The sequence below is a fragment of the Murimonas intestini genome (assembly GCF_024622195.1).
In the GTDB taxonomy this organism is placed as follows: domain Bacteria; phylum Bacillota; class Clostridia; order Lachnospirales; family Lachnospiraceae; genus Murimonas; species Murimonas intestini.
In genome coordinates this window covers 45,096-60,806 of record NZ_JANKBI010000017.1, presented here as the reverse complement: position 1 = coordinate 60,806, position 15,711 = coordinate 45,096, and the positions used below count along the sequence as shown (strand labels likewise).

Below are 15,711 nucleotides of genomic sequence, written 5' to 3'. Positions count from 1 at the left end.
TAGATATGATACAAAGTAAGAAGGGCCTCGGCTGCGCCGGGCCCTTCTCAAAGGAAAGAGAAAAAATTAAATATTTGAGGGAGTACTTCGCAGCGTGTGGGGGCTGCGAAGTGTGAGTTATGAAATATATTAGCTGTTTGCTAATATGACTATAGTATAAGATATAAATGTGATTAAAATATGTACTGATTATTAAGAAAGTATGAAAATACGAAAAAAAATATTATTTAAGGGAGAAAATGGACAAAACTACTTTTCATTTATGACGGTGTTGTATATAATAAAAGCCATATGGAACACTACCTTATAGAGAGGGGAATGAAAAATGCCGTCAACAGATATAGGAATTGATTTAGGGACAGCCAGTATATTAGTCTATGTCAGAGGGAAAGGTGTAGTGTTAAAAGAGCCTTCTGTTGTAGCTTTTGATAGAGATAATAATAAAATTAAGGCGATCGGGGAAGAGGCTAGGCTTATGCTTGGCAGGACACCCGGAAATGTGGTGGCGATCAGGCCGCTGAGAAAAGGTGTCATATCCGATTATACCGTCACTGAGAAAATGCTGAAGTACTTTATTCAGAAAGCTATAGGAAGAATGTCCTTCAGAAAACCACGCATCAGCGTATGTGTGCCGAGCAGTGTGACCGAAGTGGAAAAAAAGGCTGTAGAGGATGCTACCTACCAGGCAGGAGCCAGGGAGGTCTTTTTAATTGATGAGCCCCTTGCGGCAGCCATAGGTGCGGGGATCGATATCTCAAGGCCCTGCGGAAATATGATCGTGGATATAGGAGGGGGAACATGTGATGTAGCTGTGATCTCTCTGGACGGCATAGTGGTGAGTTCTTCCGTCAAGGTGGCTGGTGATGATTTCGACGATGCCATAATTAAATATGTAAGGAAAAAGCATAACCTTCTTATTGGAGAGAGGACTGCGGAGGATATTAAAATCAATATAGGCACTGCAGTCGAGAGGCCTGAGCAGAAAGTGATGGAGGTAAAAGGACGTGATCTGATCACTGGTCTGCCTAAGACAGTGAGGGTGACATCAGAGGAGACAAGGGAAGCCCTGAAGGAAGCCACATCTCAGATAGTGGATGTGGTACACAGTGTGCTTGAGAGAACTCCGCCGGAGCTGGCTGCAGACGTAGTGGACAGGGGGATCGTACTCACAGGCGGCGGCGCTCTTCTGGGAGGCCTGGAAGAACTGATCGAGGCAAAGACGGGAATCAATACAGTGACTGCCGAAGACCCAATGGCAGCAGTTGCTATTGGCACAGGTAAGTTTGTGGAGCTGACTGCTTCCAATGGAAAGCTGGAAAACTAATGATGGGAAGACAGACAGCTGGGAACAGCCAATCGAATGGGGAAGCTACAGTCGAAGGGTATGTGGACCATATTATATTCAGAAATAATGACAATGGTTATACTGTGATGGTACTTGTATGTGATGGAGAAGAGCTGACATGTGTTGGCTCCCTGCAGTATATCGGAGAAGGGGAGCTGATAGAGGCCAGAGGTGTATACAAAAACCACAGTACCTATGGGAAGCAGTTTCAGATTGAGACATATGAAATCAAACAGCCGGAAGATATACTGTCTATTGAACGTTATCTGGGCAGCGGAGCCATAAAGGGAATCGGCGTCGCTATGGCTGCGAGAATAGTAAGGAGATTTAAAGAAGATACCTTCCGTATTATAGAGGAGGAGCCGGAGAGGCTGACTGAGGTAAAAGGGATCAGTGAACGCATAGCCAGGGAAATCGCGCAGCAGGTAGAAGAAAAGCGTGATATGCGTAAGGCTATGATTTTTTTGCAGCAGTATGGCATTTCTACAAGCCTGGGTGTTAAGATATATGCCCAGTACGGTCAGAATATCTATCAAATCATTAAAGAAAATCCCTATAAAATGGCAGATGATATAAATGGTGTGGGATTTAAGATCGCGGACGAGATAGCAAGCCGTGTAGGCATACACACGGATTCTGATTTCCGTATACGCAGCGGCATACTGTATACTCTGCAGCAGAGCAGTATGGATGGAAATGTTTATGAGCCAAAAGCAGGCCTGATGCTGAAGGCAGGAGAACTGCTGGGGGTGAGTCCGGAGGCTATTGAAAAACATATCATGGATCTGGCTATTGAGAGAAAACTGATCCTTAAGGAAGAGGGAGAAGACGTCTGCGTCTACAGCTCTTCCGCTTATTACATAGAGCTGAACACGGCAAGGATGCTGCTTGATCTGAATGTATCCTGTTCTGTTTCAGACAGCAAGGTAGAGGCCAGGATAGCCCGGATAGAGGAAGAGAATGAAACTATGCTGGACCAGCTTCAGGAAAAAGCCGTGAAAGAGGCGGCCAGGAATGGACTGCTCATCATCACGGGAGGTCCTGGTACAGGAAAGACAACTACAATAAATGTGCTGATAGATTACTTTGAACATGAGGGGCTGAAGGTCAGACTTGCAGCGCCTACAGGCCGTGCCGCCAAGCGTATGACGGAAGCCACAGGGTGTGATGCGTCTACGATACACAGGCTTTTGGAACTTTCCGGAGTTCCGGAGGAGAACTCAGGGCGTGTCCAGTTTGAGAGGAACGCGCAGAATCCTCTCGAGGATGATGTAATTATTATTGACGAAATGTCTATGGTGGATATCCATCTGATGCATGCTCTTTTGAATGCAGTATCGGTGGGAACAAGACTGATCATGGTTGGAGACGTAAATCAGCTGCCAAGTGTAGGGCCGGGCAGCGTACTGAAAGATATGATCAGTTCAGGCTGTTTTCCTGTAGTGTGCCTGACCAAGATCTTCCGCCAGGCAACGGAGAGCGACATTGTGGTAAATGCCCATAAGATCAATGCGGGAGAGAAAGTAATACTGGATAATAAGAGCCGTGATTTTTTCTTCCTGAAGCGGGATGACGCAAATGTGATCATAAGTGTCATGCTGACCCTGATCCAGAAAAAAATGCCCAAATATGTGGATGCCACTCCCTATGATATTCAGGTCCTCACGCCAATGCGAAAAGGACTTCTGGGGGTTGAACGCTTAAATGGGATCCTGCAGCAGTATATGAACCCTCCAGCATCTGATAAAAGAGAGAAGGAGTCAGGGGGAGGAATATTCAGGGAAGGCGACAAGGTCATGCAGATCAAGAATGACTACCAGCTGGAGTGGGAAGTGCGAGGAAATTACGGCATCCCCATTGAGAAAGGGGCTGGCGTCTTTAACGGTGATATGGGTGTTATCAGGGAAATAAATACATTTTCAGAGACAGTGACAGTAGAATTTGAAGAGCGCAGGTTTGTAGAGTATTCCTTTAAACAATTGGAGGAATTGGAACTGGCCTATGCCGTAACTATACATAAATCACAGGGAAGCGAATATCCGGCAGTGGTGATCCCTCTTTTATCAGGTCCGAGGATGCTGATGAACAGGAATCTTCTTTACACAGCGGTGACAAGAGCCAGAAAATGTGTGACACTTGTAGGCAGCCAGGATACATTTTATCAGATGATACAAAATACTACCCAGCAGAAGCGGTATACATCCCTGGATAAAAGAATCAGAGAGCTGTATGAGCAGGAAAAGGAGATGTCCGGTCATGATGCCGGTGAAGAGAGTTTCAGGTCCGGTTCTGATACGGAATCGGAGTTTCATACTGCTTCTGGACGTGTTTCTGAATTTGAGCCAGAATTTGACGCTGAATTTGATTTACATTACGACTGAGAATCATGGTTAGTTATAAGGCCCGGGAGAGAGCCTGAAAACAGATGAACTGGAAAGAAAATATTCTTGCAGTTTTATATCCGGCAAGATGTCCTGTGTGCGGGAGAATACCGGAGGGGGCAGGAAGAAAAATATGTGTAAAATGTGATGAACAATTAAAGCCGCTCAGAGGCTCCAGATGCTTTAAGTGCAGCAAGCCTCTGCACTCAGAGCAGAGAGAATACTGCGGGGACTGTTCATCAGCGAGGCATGCGTTTAAGCAGGGGATAGCAGTTTATCCCTATGATAAAGTGCTGAAGAAATCTATTTACCAGATCAAATACTACAATAAAAGAGAATATATTCCATTCTTTGCCGAAAGTGCGGTAAAAGAGACAGCGGCTGTCATAAAAAGATGGTCGCCTGATTTTATGGTTCCCATACCTTTGCACAAGAAAAAGCAGAGAATACGCGGATTTAACCAGGCGGAACTGCTTGCCAGGGGTATCGGGGAGAAGTTGGGGATACAAGTAAGAAATGACCTGCTTGTCAGAATCATAAATACTGTTCCCCAGAAAGAACTTACTCTGAAGGAAAGGCAAAACAATCTGAAAAAGGCTTTTAAAATTGTTGGAAATGATGTAAAATTAAAGAAAGTATTGCTGGTAGATGATATTTATACGACAGGCAGTACCATCGATGCAGCAGCACAGGCTTTGCTGGACGCAGGCGCAAAAGAAGTCTGCTTTATCACCCTGTGCATAGGAAGCGGCGGAACTTAAACTTTCCTTATTCTTTTTGGTATGGTATAATGTCGGTAGACATTATACGCGCCGCAGCGAAGCGAAGTGCGCATCTCCCAGAGGGATACTATATCGCAGATATGGTATAATGTCGGTAGACATTATACGCGCCGCAGCAATATATAAAATAAAAGGAGGAGCAGGATGATCCATCAGAAGCGTGTCAGCCTTATGACCAGGCTGGCTATTTATGAAAAACACAGTAAAGTAGAGCTTGACCAGGCCAGCTCCTATTACAGAAGCGATTATATAAGCACTTACCTTTTGAAAAATGGATTCAGGGCCACAGCAGCCTTCCTGATCGGACTTCTGGGATGGGGCTGCTATAATTTCAATAGTCTGATCAATAATCTGAATGATCTGGATTTTATGTCCATGGGCATTAAAATGTTGGTCTCTTATGTGGCAGTGCTGGCAGTTTATCTGCTGATAACATATATAGTATATACGATCAGGTTTTATCATGCAGGCAAACAGCAGCAGGAATACAGGATCTTATTGTGCAGGCTGGAGCAGGAGTATGCAAAGGAAGAGAAAGAGTCAGGCAGAAGAAAAGGAAAGAGTGTCAGAAACAGACAGACAAGAGGTAAAAGTACCAGGTAGAGAACAGGACAATTACAGTTATGAGGAGGCATGAATGGAGAGTTTGTTGCAGATAAAGGAAAAGTTAAAAAGTGTTTACGGAAAATACGACAGTTATTTTTTATCAGTCGTAAAATTTTTACTGGCGCTTGTAACTTTTTTAATGATAAATAAGGGACTTGGCTATTTTCAGAAGCTTGACAACATAGTTATCATATTGATTCTGGCATTAGTCTGTTCTGTCTTGCCGGTGAATGCAATCGTACTTATCGGACTGGGACTGCTGGCAGTGCAGCTGTATGGCTTATCCATGGCGGCGGCAATCGCAGGCGGTGCACTGATATTGATAATTCTCCTTTTACATTTTGGGATTGCTCCGAAATACGGATATGCACTTGTCATTACCCCACTGGCACTGGCACTTCAGATTCCGTGTGCTGTGCCCCTTGTGTTGGGATTGTGCGCTTCTCCCCTGGCAGGTGTGGGGACAGTGTTTGGTGTCATCCTTTTCTATGGCATTAATGTAATCATGAAGACGGACGTGTCGGCAGTTTCAAATTCAGCTTCAGCGGGAAGTGATATTGCAGGGCTGGCTATCATAGAAGAAATTAAAATGTATCTGGATGCAATCTTAAAAAATACTGAGATGATCGTTATGGTGATTACACTGCTGGCAGTTTTGCTTGTAGTATATGTAATCAGGAAGATGGCGATCAAACATGCGTGGAGTGTTGCGGTGGGTGCAGGAGCTTTTACCTATCTGGCAGTAACAGTTATAGGAAGAACAACACTGGAAATGGAGCTTGATCTGCTCTGGATGATTCTGGGTACCGTTCTTTCAGCAATCATAGCTGTAGTCCTGGAGTTTTTTGTGCTTGGTGTAGACTATAGAAGGACAGAATCTGTACAGTTTGAAGATGATGATTATTATTACTACGTAAAAGCAGTTCCTAAAATGAAAACAACGGCGGCAATGAAAGAAGAGAATGGACGCCGGAAAGCAGAAGAAAGAGTGAAGGCGGGAAGTATAAGGACAGCTGAGGGGCGTCTGGCGGAGGAAACAGGAAATTCTTCCCGAAGTGTTACAGATCGCTCTGGTGCGAATATCAGCGGTTCATCACAGGTGCGCAGCAGAGAGAGTACAAGAGCAGTTTCTCATGAAAGGGTCAGAGAGAGTTCTGTCAGGCCTGAAAAAGAACGTGTACGTGAAAATATACGCAGGCCGGAGGGAGAACGTACAAGGACAGCGGCGCGGCGGAATGCGGAAGCGCCTGAAGAGCGCCAGTACCGCAGAACTTCAGCTGCACCAAAGAAACCAGAGGTTCTGGATGTACCGAACGTGCAGAGAACATCGAAAAGGATGGGGAATCTGCCTGAAAGAGAGAAATAAAACCGCAGTAATGCGTACAGCCATAAAGAGGAGTATGAGCAGAGAGGCCGCTAAATTTCAGGCCTCCTGTATATGACAGACAGAAGGGGAGTGAAAAAAGATGGAGAGTATAAAAGCATTCTTTGATACCTATTTTTCATGGTTATCAATGCCTGCGCTCACCATTACCATAACCGATATTGTGGAAATATTGATTTTGGCATATCTGGTATACCGTCTTCTGGTATGGATCAGGAATACCAGAGCATGGTCGCTGCTAAAGGGAATCGTATTTATATGTTTTTTTGTGTTCCTGGCAGCTGTATTTGAAATGAACACAATCATGTTTATTATAAGTAAGGGGATAGATGTGGCCATAATGGCAGCAATTGTTATCTTCCAGCCTGAACTGAGGCGTGCGCTTGAGCAGATAGGAGAAAAAAAGATATTTTCATCACTGATACCTTTTGAAAGCGCAAAGGAAGTAAAAGAGAGGTTCAGCGATAAAACTGTCAATGAACTGGTGAAGGGCACAGTTGAGATGGCCAAGGTTAAGACAGGCGCGCTGATTGTCATAGAGCAGAATACAACTCTGGCTGAATATGAACGTACAGGCATTGCTCTGGACTCCATTATTACAAGCCAGCTTTTGATAAATATTTTTGAGCATAACACACCTCTGCATGACGGTGCTGTAATCGTCAGAGGTGACAGGATAGTGTCAGCCACGTGTTATCTGCCGCTCTCCGATAATATGGAGCTGAGTAAGGAGCTTGGCACAAGGCACAGAGCCGGTGTTGGAATAAGCGAGGTGACGGATTCACTGACTATTATTGTGTCAGAAGAGACTGGAGGGGTATCTCTGGCATATAAAGGTAAACTGACGCGGGATGTGGATGCACAGACACTCCGCAAACAACTGGTTATTCTTCAGGACAAAACCGTAGACACAAAGAAGTTCAGGCTGTGGAAAGGAAGGGGAAAGAATGAAGAAAAGCAGGGATAATTTTTTGACTAATAATCTGGGGCTAAAGGTCATTGCATTATTTGCTGCCTTCTGTATCTGGCTGATTATTGTAAATATGAACGACGCAGAAGGAATAAGAACCTTCTATAATGTTCCGGTCACCATTGAACACTCAGAGTCGATCACCAGCAATGACAGAGTGTACAGTATCATTGAAGGTGATAAGGTAGTTCTGAAAGTCAGAGCAAGGCGTTCGGTGAGGGAAAAACTTCAGGCTTCAGATTTTAAGGTTACAGCTGACCTGAGAAATATGACTTTTATGGAGACTGTTCCATTGAAAGTTACATGCAGCAATACTTCTGTTTCAGAGGACAATATAAAGGTTACTCCATCATCCCTGAAGATAAGTGTGGAGAATAAGGCCGAACTGGAATTTCCGGTAAAGGTATCTACAACAGGTACACCGGCGAAGGGTTATGCTGTAGGACGCACAGAGATTGCAGATGGCAATACAATACTTATTGCTGGTCCTGAAAGCCTTCTGGCCATCATTGATAAGGTCACACTCCCCATATCTGTGGATGGGATGTTATCAGACAGTGTACTTGAAGCAGGGCTGAAAATCACAGATAAGAATGGTGCTGAATTTACCGAGGCCCAGATGAATTCTCTGGATATTAAGACTATAGAAGGATATACAATCACTACCCAGATGAAGGTTAAGGTAGAATTGTGGAGGCTGAAAACAAATATCCCTGTGATAGTAAATCCCAAGGGAACTCCGGCAGCAGGCTACAGAGTAGTAGAGATGACAACAACACCTGAAACAATCAGCCTTGCGGGGACAGAGGAAGCGCTTCAGAAGCTTGCAGATGGTTTTATACTTCCGGCATCTGAAGACATAGATGTAAACGGCGCATCAGCTAATATTGAGAAAGAAATAGATCTCCAGAAGGTACTGCAGGAAAACAGCGAGGAATTTGCAGACCTGAAATTTGAGGACGATGCTGCCACGACCATAAAGGTTAAAGCCCACATAGAAAAGCGGGGCAATAAGACAGTAAATGTGTCTATTGCAAACCTTGAGGTGATTGGAGCGCCAGGGGGAATGTTAATTAAGCTGACACCAGCCGATAAGGTTCCGGTAGAGGTTACGGCCCTCACAGAAGAGCTGGAAGATCTGGATGCAGACAGCATTACTATGAAACTGGATCTGACAGATTACCAGGAGCCGGGGAATTATACACTTCCTCTGGAAGTGACAGTACCTACAGGATATGAACTTGCTTCACAAGTTACCATCATAGTAAATATAGAACCGGAAGTCATCGAGACGGAAACAGCAGCAGAGGGGGAATAGAAAATGGTAAGTCAGAGAGTAGTAGTAAAAAATCCAACAGGCCTCCATTTGAGGCCGGCAGGAATCCTGTGCAAGACGGCAATGCAATTTAAGTCGCTGATCACATTCACCTTTCAGAACACCACAGCAAACGCAAAAAGTGTTCTGAGTGTTCTGGGGGCATGTGTAAAGAGCGGTGATGAAGTAGAATTCGTGTGCGAAGGTGAAGACGAGAAAGAGGCTCTGAAGACCATAATCGAGGCTATTGAGAGTGGGCTTGGGGAGTAAAGTTTAAATGTAAAGAATAAAAGGGACGCTGCAAAATCATTAATATAGATTTTGCAGCGTCCTCTTTTTATGCGAGCAATAAATCAACCATGCTTATTGCCAGCTATCTGACATTAGGATCTGTAGGATCCCAGTTCTGTGAAGCAGGTATCTTCGCCACAGTCGGCTTGCCAAGAGGCATTGCCTCATAATCGCTGATAGTAACAGATGTTCCTACCGGACAATTATCATACAGCCATTTAGCGTCTCCTACAGTAAGACGGATACAACCGTGAGATGCAGCCTGTCCAAGCAGGTTGTATTCATTTGCAGGTACTGAGTAGTAATTTTTAGCTGGCATAGGAACAGAGTGGAATAAAATCTCACTTGTTATATGTGAGCAATACTGACCCCAGGTAGGTCCATCCAATTCATGCCATCTCAGTTTATCCAGGATCTGGAAATTACCCGTAGGTGTAGGTCCATAAAGGCCGGTAGAGCAGGCCATAGCTTTAACAGCTGTATTGCCTTTATAAATAGTGATGCAGTTATTAGCACGGTTTAATTTAATAGACCAGCTTCCAGGAATCTCGCTTGGATTTACGCTGATGCCTCCGCTGTTTCCAAAATTATATGTCTTTCCGTCAACAGTCTGTGTTCCGGTATACATACGCCCTGATAACGGGTCAAGGTAGTAGCGTTTCATGTTAACCATAATCCATCCGGTTTTCATATCACCGTTGTTTCCAAGATAATACCAGTAACCATTAGATTTGATCCATCCGGTCTGCATAGCCCCGGAAGTGTTTAAGAAATACCACTTGCCTTTTAACTGCTGCCATCCTGTCAGCATTTTACCGCTGCCATCCATATAGTACCATCTTCCGCCTGAAATCTGCCATCCTGTTTTCATGGCGCCGGAATTATTAAATAAGTACCAGTTGCCGTCTACCTTCAGCCATCCTGTAGCCATAGCACCTGAGCTGCGCAAATAATACCATTTTCCGGCATCATTCATCCAACAGTTAGCCTTCATAGTGCCGTTGCCATTCAGATAATACCATTTGGAACCAACTTTTTTCCAGCCGGTCGCCATAGACCCGTTGCTGTTTAAATAATACCAGTCACTTCCGGCCTGGAGCCATCCTGTTTTCATAGCGCCTGAACCAGTTAAGTAATAATATTTTCCGCCTACATTTATCCAGTCATTTGCTACCATAATTCCTGTACCGGGCTGTAAATAATACCATTTGTTCTTGGACTTCACCCAACCGGTTTTTTTGGAACCGGAACCATCCATATAATACCAATTGCCGTCGATCCTCTGCCATCCGGTGAGCATTGCGCCGCTGCCTGTGACAAAGTAATCTTTGTTATTGACTGTTATCCAGCTGTTTGCGGCCATTCTTCCATCAAGAGGACTGTAGTAGTACCATATACCTTTAGATTTGCGCCAGCCTGTTATCAACTGCCCTGACTTATTGGCATAATACCATGTGACCCCATCATTGCCTTTGAAATCACCGGTACGCATTACGCCGTCCTCACCAGTATAATACATTTTTCCGCCCTCACGGATGAGGCCTACTGCCATCATTCCATTTTCAGGAGCGAAATAATACCATCTATTATTGATGTTTTTCCAGCCGGTATCAAGGTGTCCGTCCGGATTTATAAAGTACCATACATTGTCCACATTCTGCATGCCGCTTATTCCAGCTGCAAGTGTTCCATCATTGCGGAAAAGCCAAAGAACATTATCAATATAAACAGGGCCGGTTGCACGGCGCCCTCCTTCATATGGATTGAGATAGTATCTCTGTCCGTCTTTGTCGAGCCATCCGCTGTAAATATTTCCGCTGCCGTCATAGTAGAATACATTACCTTGCCCGTCATCTGAAAACATATCAACCTTAGGCGCTTCAGTCTCAGCAATTGCCTGTGGGACATCAGCAGCAAATGGAACAGCAGCAGGTACCTCTGTCGAAGGAACTTCAGTAACAGGCGGTTCAGCTGCCGGAGCATCAGTCACTGGAACTTCGGTCATGGGAGCATCAGTTTCTGGCGCTGCAGTCCCCTCAGTCTGGCCAGTCATTGGAGTTTCAGTATTCTGTTCTGTCATTGCGCCGGATTCAGCTTCTGCCGCTCCTGCCACCATTGGCATAGCGAGCATTAACCCTGCGCTCAGGCAGATTACAGAAAAAAGTTTTTTCATTTTCATAGCTTTTTCCTCTCATATTTCTTTTTCAATGTACACTTAACATAAGTTACCTACCTATAATTTACTATAAAAAGGAAATGAAATCAATCGAGTTTCAAAGATTTATGATAATATTAAGAAATTATAAAATGTTCAAAAAGTGTTGACATATATGTTCAATAATTATAAAATCAAGATGTTCAAAAAATGAACATACTTGGAGGGATACTAATTGGATAAATTTGATAAAGTATTATACATAATAAATCAGCGGGAAGTTAAGAGCCAGAGAGACCTGGCTGCAAGTGCAGGGATATCAGTTGGTCAGGCAAATTCTATTCTGAAGGAACTGGAAGCTGCAGGATGTATAGAAAAGAAACAGGGCTGCTACTATTTAAAAAAGAAAGGCAGAAAAGCACTTGAAGAGAAGCTGAGGCAGAATCTGGAGCAGAGAATCAGCTTTGACGGAGAGTCCCAAAAGCGTCTGAGGACAGCAGTAATTCTGGCAGCGGGTGAAGAGAAAAATTTTGAATGTCCGTCCGGGCTGTTAACGTTAGACGGCGAGGCCGCAGTTGATATTTTGATCAGGAAAATGATGAATCTTGGCATCGAACAGTTTTATATAGTTACAGGCTATGAGAAAGAACGATATGAAGAACATTTCAGAGGCCGCAACGTTCATCTGGTGGAAAATCCCCGTTATAAATGGACAGGCACGATGGCATCGCTTGCACAGGTCAGACCGTATGTAAAAGAAGATTTCCTGCTTGTGGAGTGTAACCAGATTCTGGAGGAGGGAGCGTTTGAGAAGGTGATATATGCTCCGGGACCTGACAGCCTGCTGCTGGTGAATCCCAGCGGGTCTGCGGACTGCGCTTATGTGGAGATGGATAAGCACGGAAATATATTCCGGATTTCAAAGGATATACGCCAGATGAACAAAATTGACGGAGAACTGGTGGGAGTGAGCAAGATTTCCAGGGCTCTCTTTGATAAAATGATGGAATATTATCAGGATAATGAAAATCCATTCCTGAATTACGAGTATGTAATTGAAAATATAGGCAGGCTGTATAAAATACAGGGTGTCATCGCGGATGACCTTGTGTGGGGGCTTCTGGAAGATGAGGCAATGTACGCGAAGGCAGAAAACCTGATATATCCCAGAATAAAGATAAGAGAAAAGCTGGCAAAAGAAAATAATGCAAGAGCAACCCTGAAAGAATGCCTGCAGATAGAAGAAAAAGATATAGAAAAACTGCGTATTATCGGTGGTATGACGAATATGAACTTCTATGTGAGGACCTGTAGTAAAAAAGAGTATATATTGAGGATGCCAGGCGCAGCTACAGAAGAAATGATAAGCAGAAGCAAAGAACAGTTTAATACGCTTCAGGCTTCGTTGGAGGGTTTCCATCCCCAGATCTTATATTTTAACGTTAAATCGGGGGTCAAAGTGACAGAGTACATTAAAGGCGCCCAAACATTAAATGGGAAGACAGCCAGACTGGAAACAAATATGAAGCGAACAGCATCTATACTGAAAAGACTCCACCAGTCAGAAATCCAGATGCAGGGTGAGTTTGACGTATGGAAAGAATATGAAAGCTATGCTGAAACAATTAAAAATATGAACGGAAGGTGGTATCAGGAGTCCAGAAATATAGAACCCTTTTTTTACAGGCTGCGGGATGACCTGGAGGCTCTTGGGCGGGTAAGAAAACCATGCCATAATGATCTGGTGCCGGAAAACCTGGTAAAAGAAGAAACTGGCAGGATGTACCTGATCGATTGGGAATATTCAGGATTTAACGACCCAATGTGGGACGTGGCTGCACACCTGCTGGAGGGAGAGTTTTCCAAAGACGAAGAAGAACTTTTCTTATCTTATTATTTTGAAAATGGCATTACTGATATTCAGAAACAGAAGATAGAGATTTTTAAAATGTGCCAGGATATATTATGGAGCGCCTGGACGATTATAAAAGAAGCAAAAGGCGAAGATTTAGGTACTTATGGAAAAGACAGGCTTGCAAGGGCAGTGAAGGGAGAAAAAGAGTATGAGAAGAGATATGGAAAGCGTTAAGAAGAAATTAAATACATCAGGGGTTGATTGGACTATCACCATATTTCCTCTCGTTATTATTATCTGCATATCAGCACTTTTAATGGTGGTACCGGATGCAGCAGGAAATGCGCTTACCTTCCTTAAAAATTTTTTTGTTAATAAGCTTGGCTTTTTCTATATTCTGCTGGGGCTGGGCGTTCTTCTTACGGCAGTGGGGCTCGGCTTGTCAAAAAAGGGAAATATCAAATGCGGGAGTATTTCAAAACCAAAATACAGTAATTTCAGCTGGGGCGCCATGATTTTTACATCTACCATGGCGGCGGATATAGTATACTGGTCCCTGATAGAATGGTGCTACTACTATACAGCAAAGCCCTTTGCAAAAGAGGCGCTGACGCTGGCGGAACAGCAGGATTATGCATCTGCGTATCCGCTGTTCCACTGGGGTCCAATACCTTGGGCTATTTATCTTCTGCCAGCGTGTGCATATGCTTATATGATGTTTGTGAAGAAAAGAAAACGTCAGACGTTATCCGAAGCCTGCAGGCCGATTCTGGGAGAAAGATCAGATAGAAAAACAGGCAGGATCATTGATATCTTTTCAATCGTAGGTCTTCTGGCAGGAACGGCGACAACATTTTCACTGGCTACACCGCTCCTTGCTGAAGCAGTCGCACGGATTCTGGGGATAGAGACGTCACCTGCACTGTCTGTTATGATACTGATGGTTATTGGCCTCGTGTTTATTGTGGCAGTGCTGAAGGGGATGAAAGCCATATCCTATCTGGCCAATATATGTGTTATTCTGTTTGCCATGATGATCGCATTATTTGTTATTTTTGGGCCAAAGGTGTATCTGATAGAAACGGGAATCACTGCTATCGGAAATGTAATAGATAATTTCTTCCATATGGCTACCTGGATGGACCCGCTCAGGCTTTCAGGCAGCGGCGGCATGGGCTTTCCTCAGAATTGGACGATTTTTTACTGGGCGTACTGGATTGCATGGTTTGTGGCAACTCCGTTTTTTATCGCAAGGATTTCAGAAGGAAGGACAATACGTCAGATTATATTTGGGGGCCTGACATGCGGGCTGCTGGGGACATATACTTCGTTTATTGTATTTGGAGGGTTTGGACTGCACCTTCAGACATCAGGTACAGTAGATCTGGCGGGTTTGCTGGCTTCAGGAGCAGAGCCTTCAGCTGTTATTATGCAGATGTTTGAACAATTTCCTGTAACTGAGGCAGTACTTGTAGTTCTAGTTCTGGCCATGATCGCATTTTATGCCAGTACATTTGATGCTATCACACTTGTTGTGGCGGGATATTCGGAGAAGGATATGGGACAGAAGGAGGAGCCAAGGAAGAGGCTGCGTGCATTCTGGGCATTCGTATTTCTGCTTCTGCCGATAGCTCTGATGTTCTCGGAGAGTACTCTGAGCTCGCTTCAGACAATTTCTATAATAGCGGCATTTCCATTGGGAGTTATTATGATACTGATCATAGTCAGCTTTTTTAAAGAGCTCAAAGAAGATAGTAAATAGACAGCGGAAGAAAAGGCAGCAGGGGCAAATAACTGCCTGCTGCCAGAGTACCTGAAACGATTACAGGTTGATTTCCTGGAAGTCGATCCATAAATCATCATAGATTTTGACCTTTATTTTATCCTGGAAGGTATATGGAGTTGCTTTGAAACTGTCTTTTTCAAGGTAATATACAAAAATAGTTTGCTCAATAGGGTTCACAATCCAGTATTCCCGAACGCCTGCGTCAGTGTATAAATTCAGCTTCCGGATGTAGTCATGACTGGAATTACCCGGGGAGATAATTTCAATAATCCAATCAGGCGCACCAGTGCAGCCCTTGTCTGTGAGTTTGTCAGGGTCACATATTACGCTTATATCCGGTTCGACTATAGTTTTTCTGTCATTGAACAACTTAACGGCGAATGGGGAAGGATAGACTTCACAGGAGCCGCCCTTTGCCTTGATATAGTTATAAATAGTGTTGTTGACAGCGTTTAAGATTTTTTGGTGTATCCGGCTGGGTGCTGCCTGGTAATAGAATTGGCCGTCAATGAGTTCGGCCCGGATATCCTCCGGCAAATTATAATAGTCGGTTTCTGTGTAAATTTGTTTTTGTGGTATTGCCATGGTATACACTTCCTTTCATGGTGGCTATTGGCTGGCGATTGTTTCTTTTCCTGCTTCGGGGACGTTTTCCATGATGTCCCCGGGTTGGCAGCTTAGAGCATCACAAATTTTTCCGATAGTGTCACTTTTTACAGTTTCATTTTTTGCCAGTCTTGCCATTATTGAGGCGGTAACGCCCGCTTTTTCCTGGAGTTCCCCTTTTTTGATGTTTCGGTCAATGAGAAGGTGAAAAAGTTTTCTGTATGTGATTGCCATT

At 44.1% G+C, this 15,711-nt stretch carries 13 protein-coding genes; 10 read left to right on the top strand and 3 right to left on the bottom strand.

Going from position 1 to position 15,711, the window contains the following annotated elements; genetic code table 11:
• Window positions 1-325 precede the first annotated feature (325 nt).
• From mreB to NSB28_RS19725, 8 genes are all read left to right on the top strand, one after another.
• A complete protein-coding gene (gene mreB / locus NSB28_RS19760; RefSeq protein ID WP_109748340.1) occupies window positions 326-1,324 on the top strand; it encodes a rod shape-determining protein in 999 nt (332 codons plus the stop codon).
• Window positions 1,324-3,726, top strand: a complete 2,403-nt coding sequence (gene recD2 / locus NSB28_RS19755) for an SF1B family DNA helicase RecD2 (RefSeq protein ID WP_257497901.1) — start codon at window positions 1,324-1,326, stop codon at window positions 3,724-3,726. Before mreB ends, recD2 begins: the two co-directional genes overlap by 1 nt.
• Before the next feature lie 44 nt (window positions 3,727-3,770).
• Complete coding sequence (locus tag NSB28_RS19750) at window positions 3,771-4,487, top strand: ComF family protein (RefSeq protein ID WP_109748342.1); 717 nt, start codon at window positions 3,771-3,773, stop codon at window positions 4,485-4,487.
• 165 nt (window positions 4,488-4,652) lie between these two features.
• Window positions 4,653-5,111, top strand: a complete 459-nt coding sequence (locus NSB28_RS19745) for a hypothetical protein (protein WP_109748343.1) — start codon at window positions 4,653-4,655, stop codon at window positions 5,109-5,111.
• Window positions 5,112-5,145: 34 nt separating this feature from the next.
• A complete protein-coding gene (locus tag NSB28_RS19740; RefSeq protein ID WP_109748344.1) occupies window positions 5,146-6,480 on the top strand; it encodes a hypothetical protein in 1,335 nt (444 codons plus the stop codon).
• Window positions 6,481-6,580: 100 nt separating this feature from the next.
• A complete protein-coding gene (gene cdaA / locus NSB28_RS19735; protein ID WP_109748345.1) occupies window positions 6,581-7,465 on the top strand; it encodes a diadenylate cyclase CdaA in 885 nt (294 codons plus the stop codon).
• Window positions 7,446-8,786, top strand: a complete 1,341-nt coding sequence (locus NSB28_RS19730) for a CdaR family protein (RefSeq protein ID WP_109748346.1) — start codon at window positions 7,446-7,448, stop codon at window positions 8,784-8,786. The genes cdaA and NSB28_RS19730 overlap by 20 nt, the downstream gene beginning before the upstream one ends.
• A 3-nt stretch (window positions 8,787-8,789) precedes the next feature.
• Window positions 8,790-9,053 (top strand): HPr family phosphocarrier protein, encoded by a 264-nt coding sequence (locus NSB28_RS19725; RefSeq protein WP_109748347.1) that lies wholly within the window; start codon window positions 8,790-8,792, stop codon window positions 9,051-9,053.
• Between the two features lie 103 nt (window positions 9,054-9,156).
• Here NSB28_RS19725 and NSB28_RS19720 read toward each other — a convergent pair whose 3' ends face one another.
• A complete protein-coding gene (locus NSB28_RS19720; protein ID WP_109748348.1) occupies window positions 9,157-11,253 on the bottom strand; it encodes a L,D-transpeptidase family protein in 2,097 nt (698 codons plus the stop codon).
• Window positions 11,254-11,464: 211 nt separating this feature from the next.
• Between NSB28_RS19720 and NSB28_RS19715 the strand changes: the two genes are divergently transcribed.
• Both NSB28_RS19715 and NSB28_RS19710 read left to right on the top strand, forming a co-directional pair.
• Window positions 11,465-13,318 carry a phosphotransferase gene (locus tag NSB28_RS19715; RefSeq protein WP_109748349.1) on the top strand — a complete coding sequence of 618 codons (1,854 nt, stop codon included), beginning with the start codon at window positions 11,465-11,467 and terminating at the stop codon, window positions 13,316-13,318.
• Window positions 13,293-14,846 (top strand): BCCT family transporter, encoded by a 1,554-nt coding sequence (locus tag NSB28_RS19710; protein WP_109748350.1) that lies wholly within the window; start codon window positions 13,293-13,295, stop codon window positions 14,844-14,846. Before NSB28_RS19715 ends, NSB28_RS19710 begins: the two co-directional genes overlap by 26 nt.
• A gap of 60 nt (window positions 14,847-14,906) precedes the next feature.
• Here the strand turns inward: NSB28_RS19710 and NSB28_RS19705 are convergent, their stop codons facing one another.
• Together NSB28_RS19705 and NSB28_RS19700 are read right to left on the bottom strand one after the other, a co-directional pair.
• On the bottom strand, window positions 14,907-15,455 hold the full coding sequence (locus NSB28_RS19705) for a Uma2 family endonuclease (protein ID WP_109748351.1): 549 nt from the start codon (window positions 15,453-15,455) through the stop codon (window positions 14,907-14,909).
• 24 nt (window positions 15,456-15,479) lie between these two features.
• Window positions 15,480-15,710 (bottom strand): helix-turn-helix domain-containing protein, encoded by a 231-nt coding sequence (locus NSB28_RS19700; RefSeq protein WP_109748352.1) that lies wholly within the window; start codon window positions 15,708-15,710, stop codon window positions 15,480-15,482.
• Between the last annotated feature and the right edge of the window lies 1 nt (window position 15,711).

Excerpts from the sequence above, each read along its gene's own strand:
- NSB28_RS19720 (WP_109748348.1), bottom strand. The coding sequence starts at position 11,253 with ATGAAAATGAAAAAACTTTTTTCTGTAATCTGCCTGAGCGCAGGGTTA.
- NSB28_RS19705 (WP_109748351.1), bottom strand. The coding sequence starts at position 15,455 with ATGGCAATACCACAAAAACAAATTTACACAGAAACCGACTATTATAAT.
- NSB28_RS19745 (WP_109748343.1), top strand. The coding sequence starts at position 4,653 with ATGATCCATCAGAAGCGTGTCAGCCTTATGACCAGGCTGGCTATTTAT.
- mreB (WP_109748340.1), top strand. The coding sequence starts at position 326 with ATGCCGTCAACAGATATAGGAATTGATTTAGGGACAGCCAGTATATTA.
- NSB28_RS19740 (WP_109748344.1), top strand. The coding sequence starts at position 5,146 with ATGGAGAGTTTGTTGCAGATAAAGGAAAAGTTAAAAAGTGTTTACGGA.
- NSB28_RS19750 (WP_109748342.1), top strand. The coding sequence starts at position 3,771 with ATGAACTGGAAAGAAAATATTCTTGCAGTTTTATATCCGGCAAGATGT.
- NSB28_RS19725 (WP_109748347.1), top strand. The coding sequence starts at position 8,790 with ATGGTAAGTCAGAGAGTAGTAGTAAAAAATCCAACAGGCCTCCATTTG.
- cdaA (WP_109748345.1), top strand. The coding sequence starts at position 6,581 with ATGGAGAGTATAAAAGCATTCTTTGATACCTATTTTTCATGGTTATCA.
- NSB28_RS19710 (WP_109748350.1), top strand. The coding sequence starts at position 13,293 with ATGAGAAGAGATATGGAAAGCGTTAAGAAGAAATTAAATACATCAGGG.
- NSB28_RS19730 (WP_109748346.1), top strand. The coding sequence starts at position 7,446 with ATGAAGAAAAGCAGGGATAATTTTTTGACTAATAATCTGGGGCTAAAG.
- recD2 (WP_257497901.1), top strand. The coding sequence starts at position 1,324 with ATGATGGGAAGACAGACAGCTGGGAACAGCCAATCGAATGGGGAAGCT.
- NSB28_RS19700 (WP_109748352.1), bottom strand. The coding sequence starts at position 15,710 with ATGGCAATCACATACAGAAAACTTTTTCACCTTCTCATTGACCGAAAC.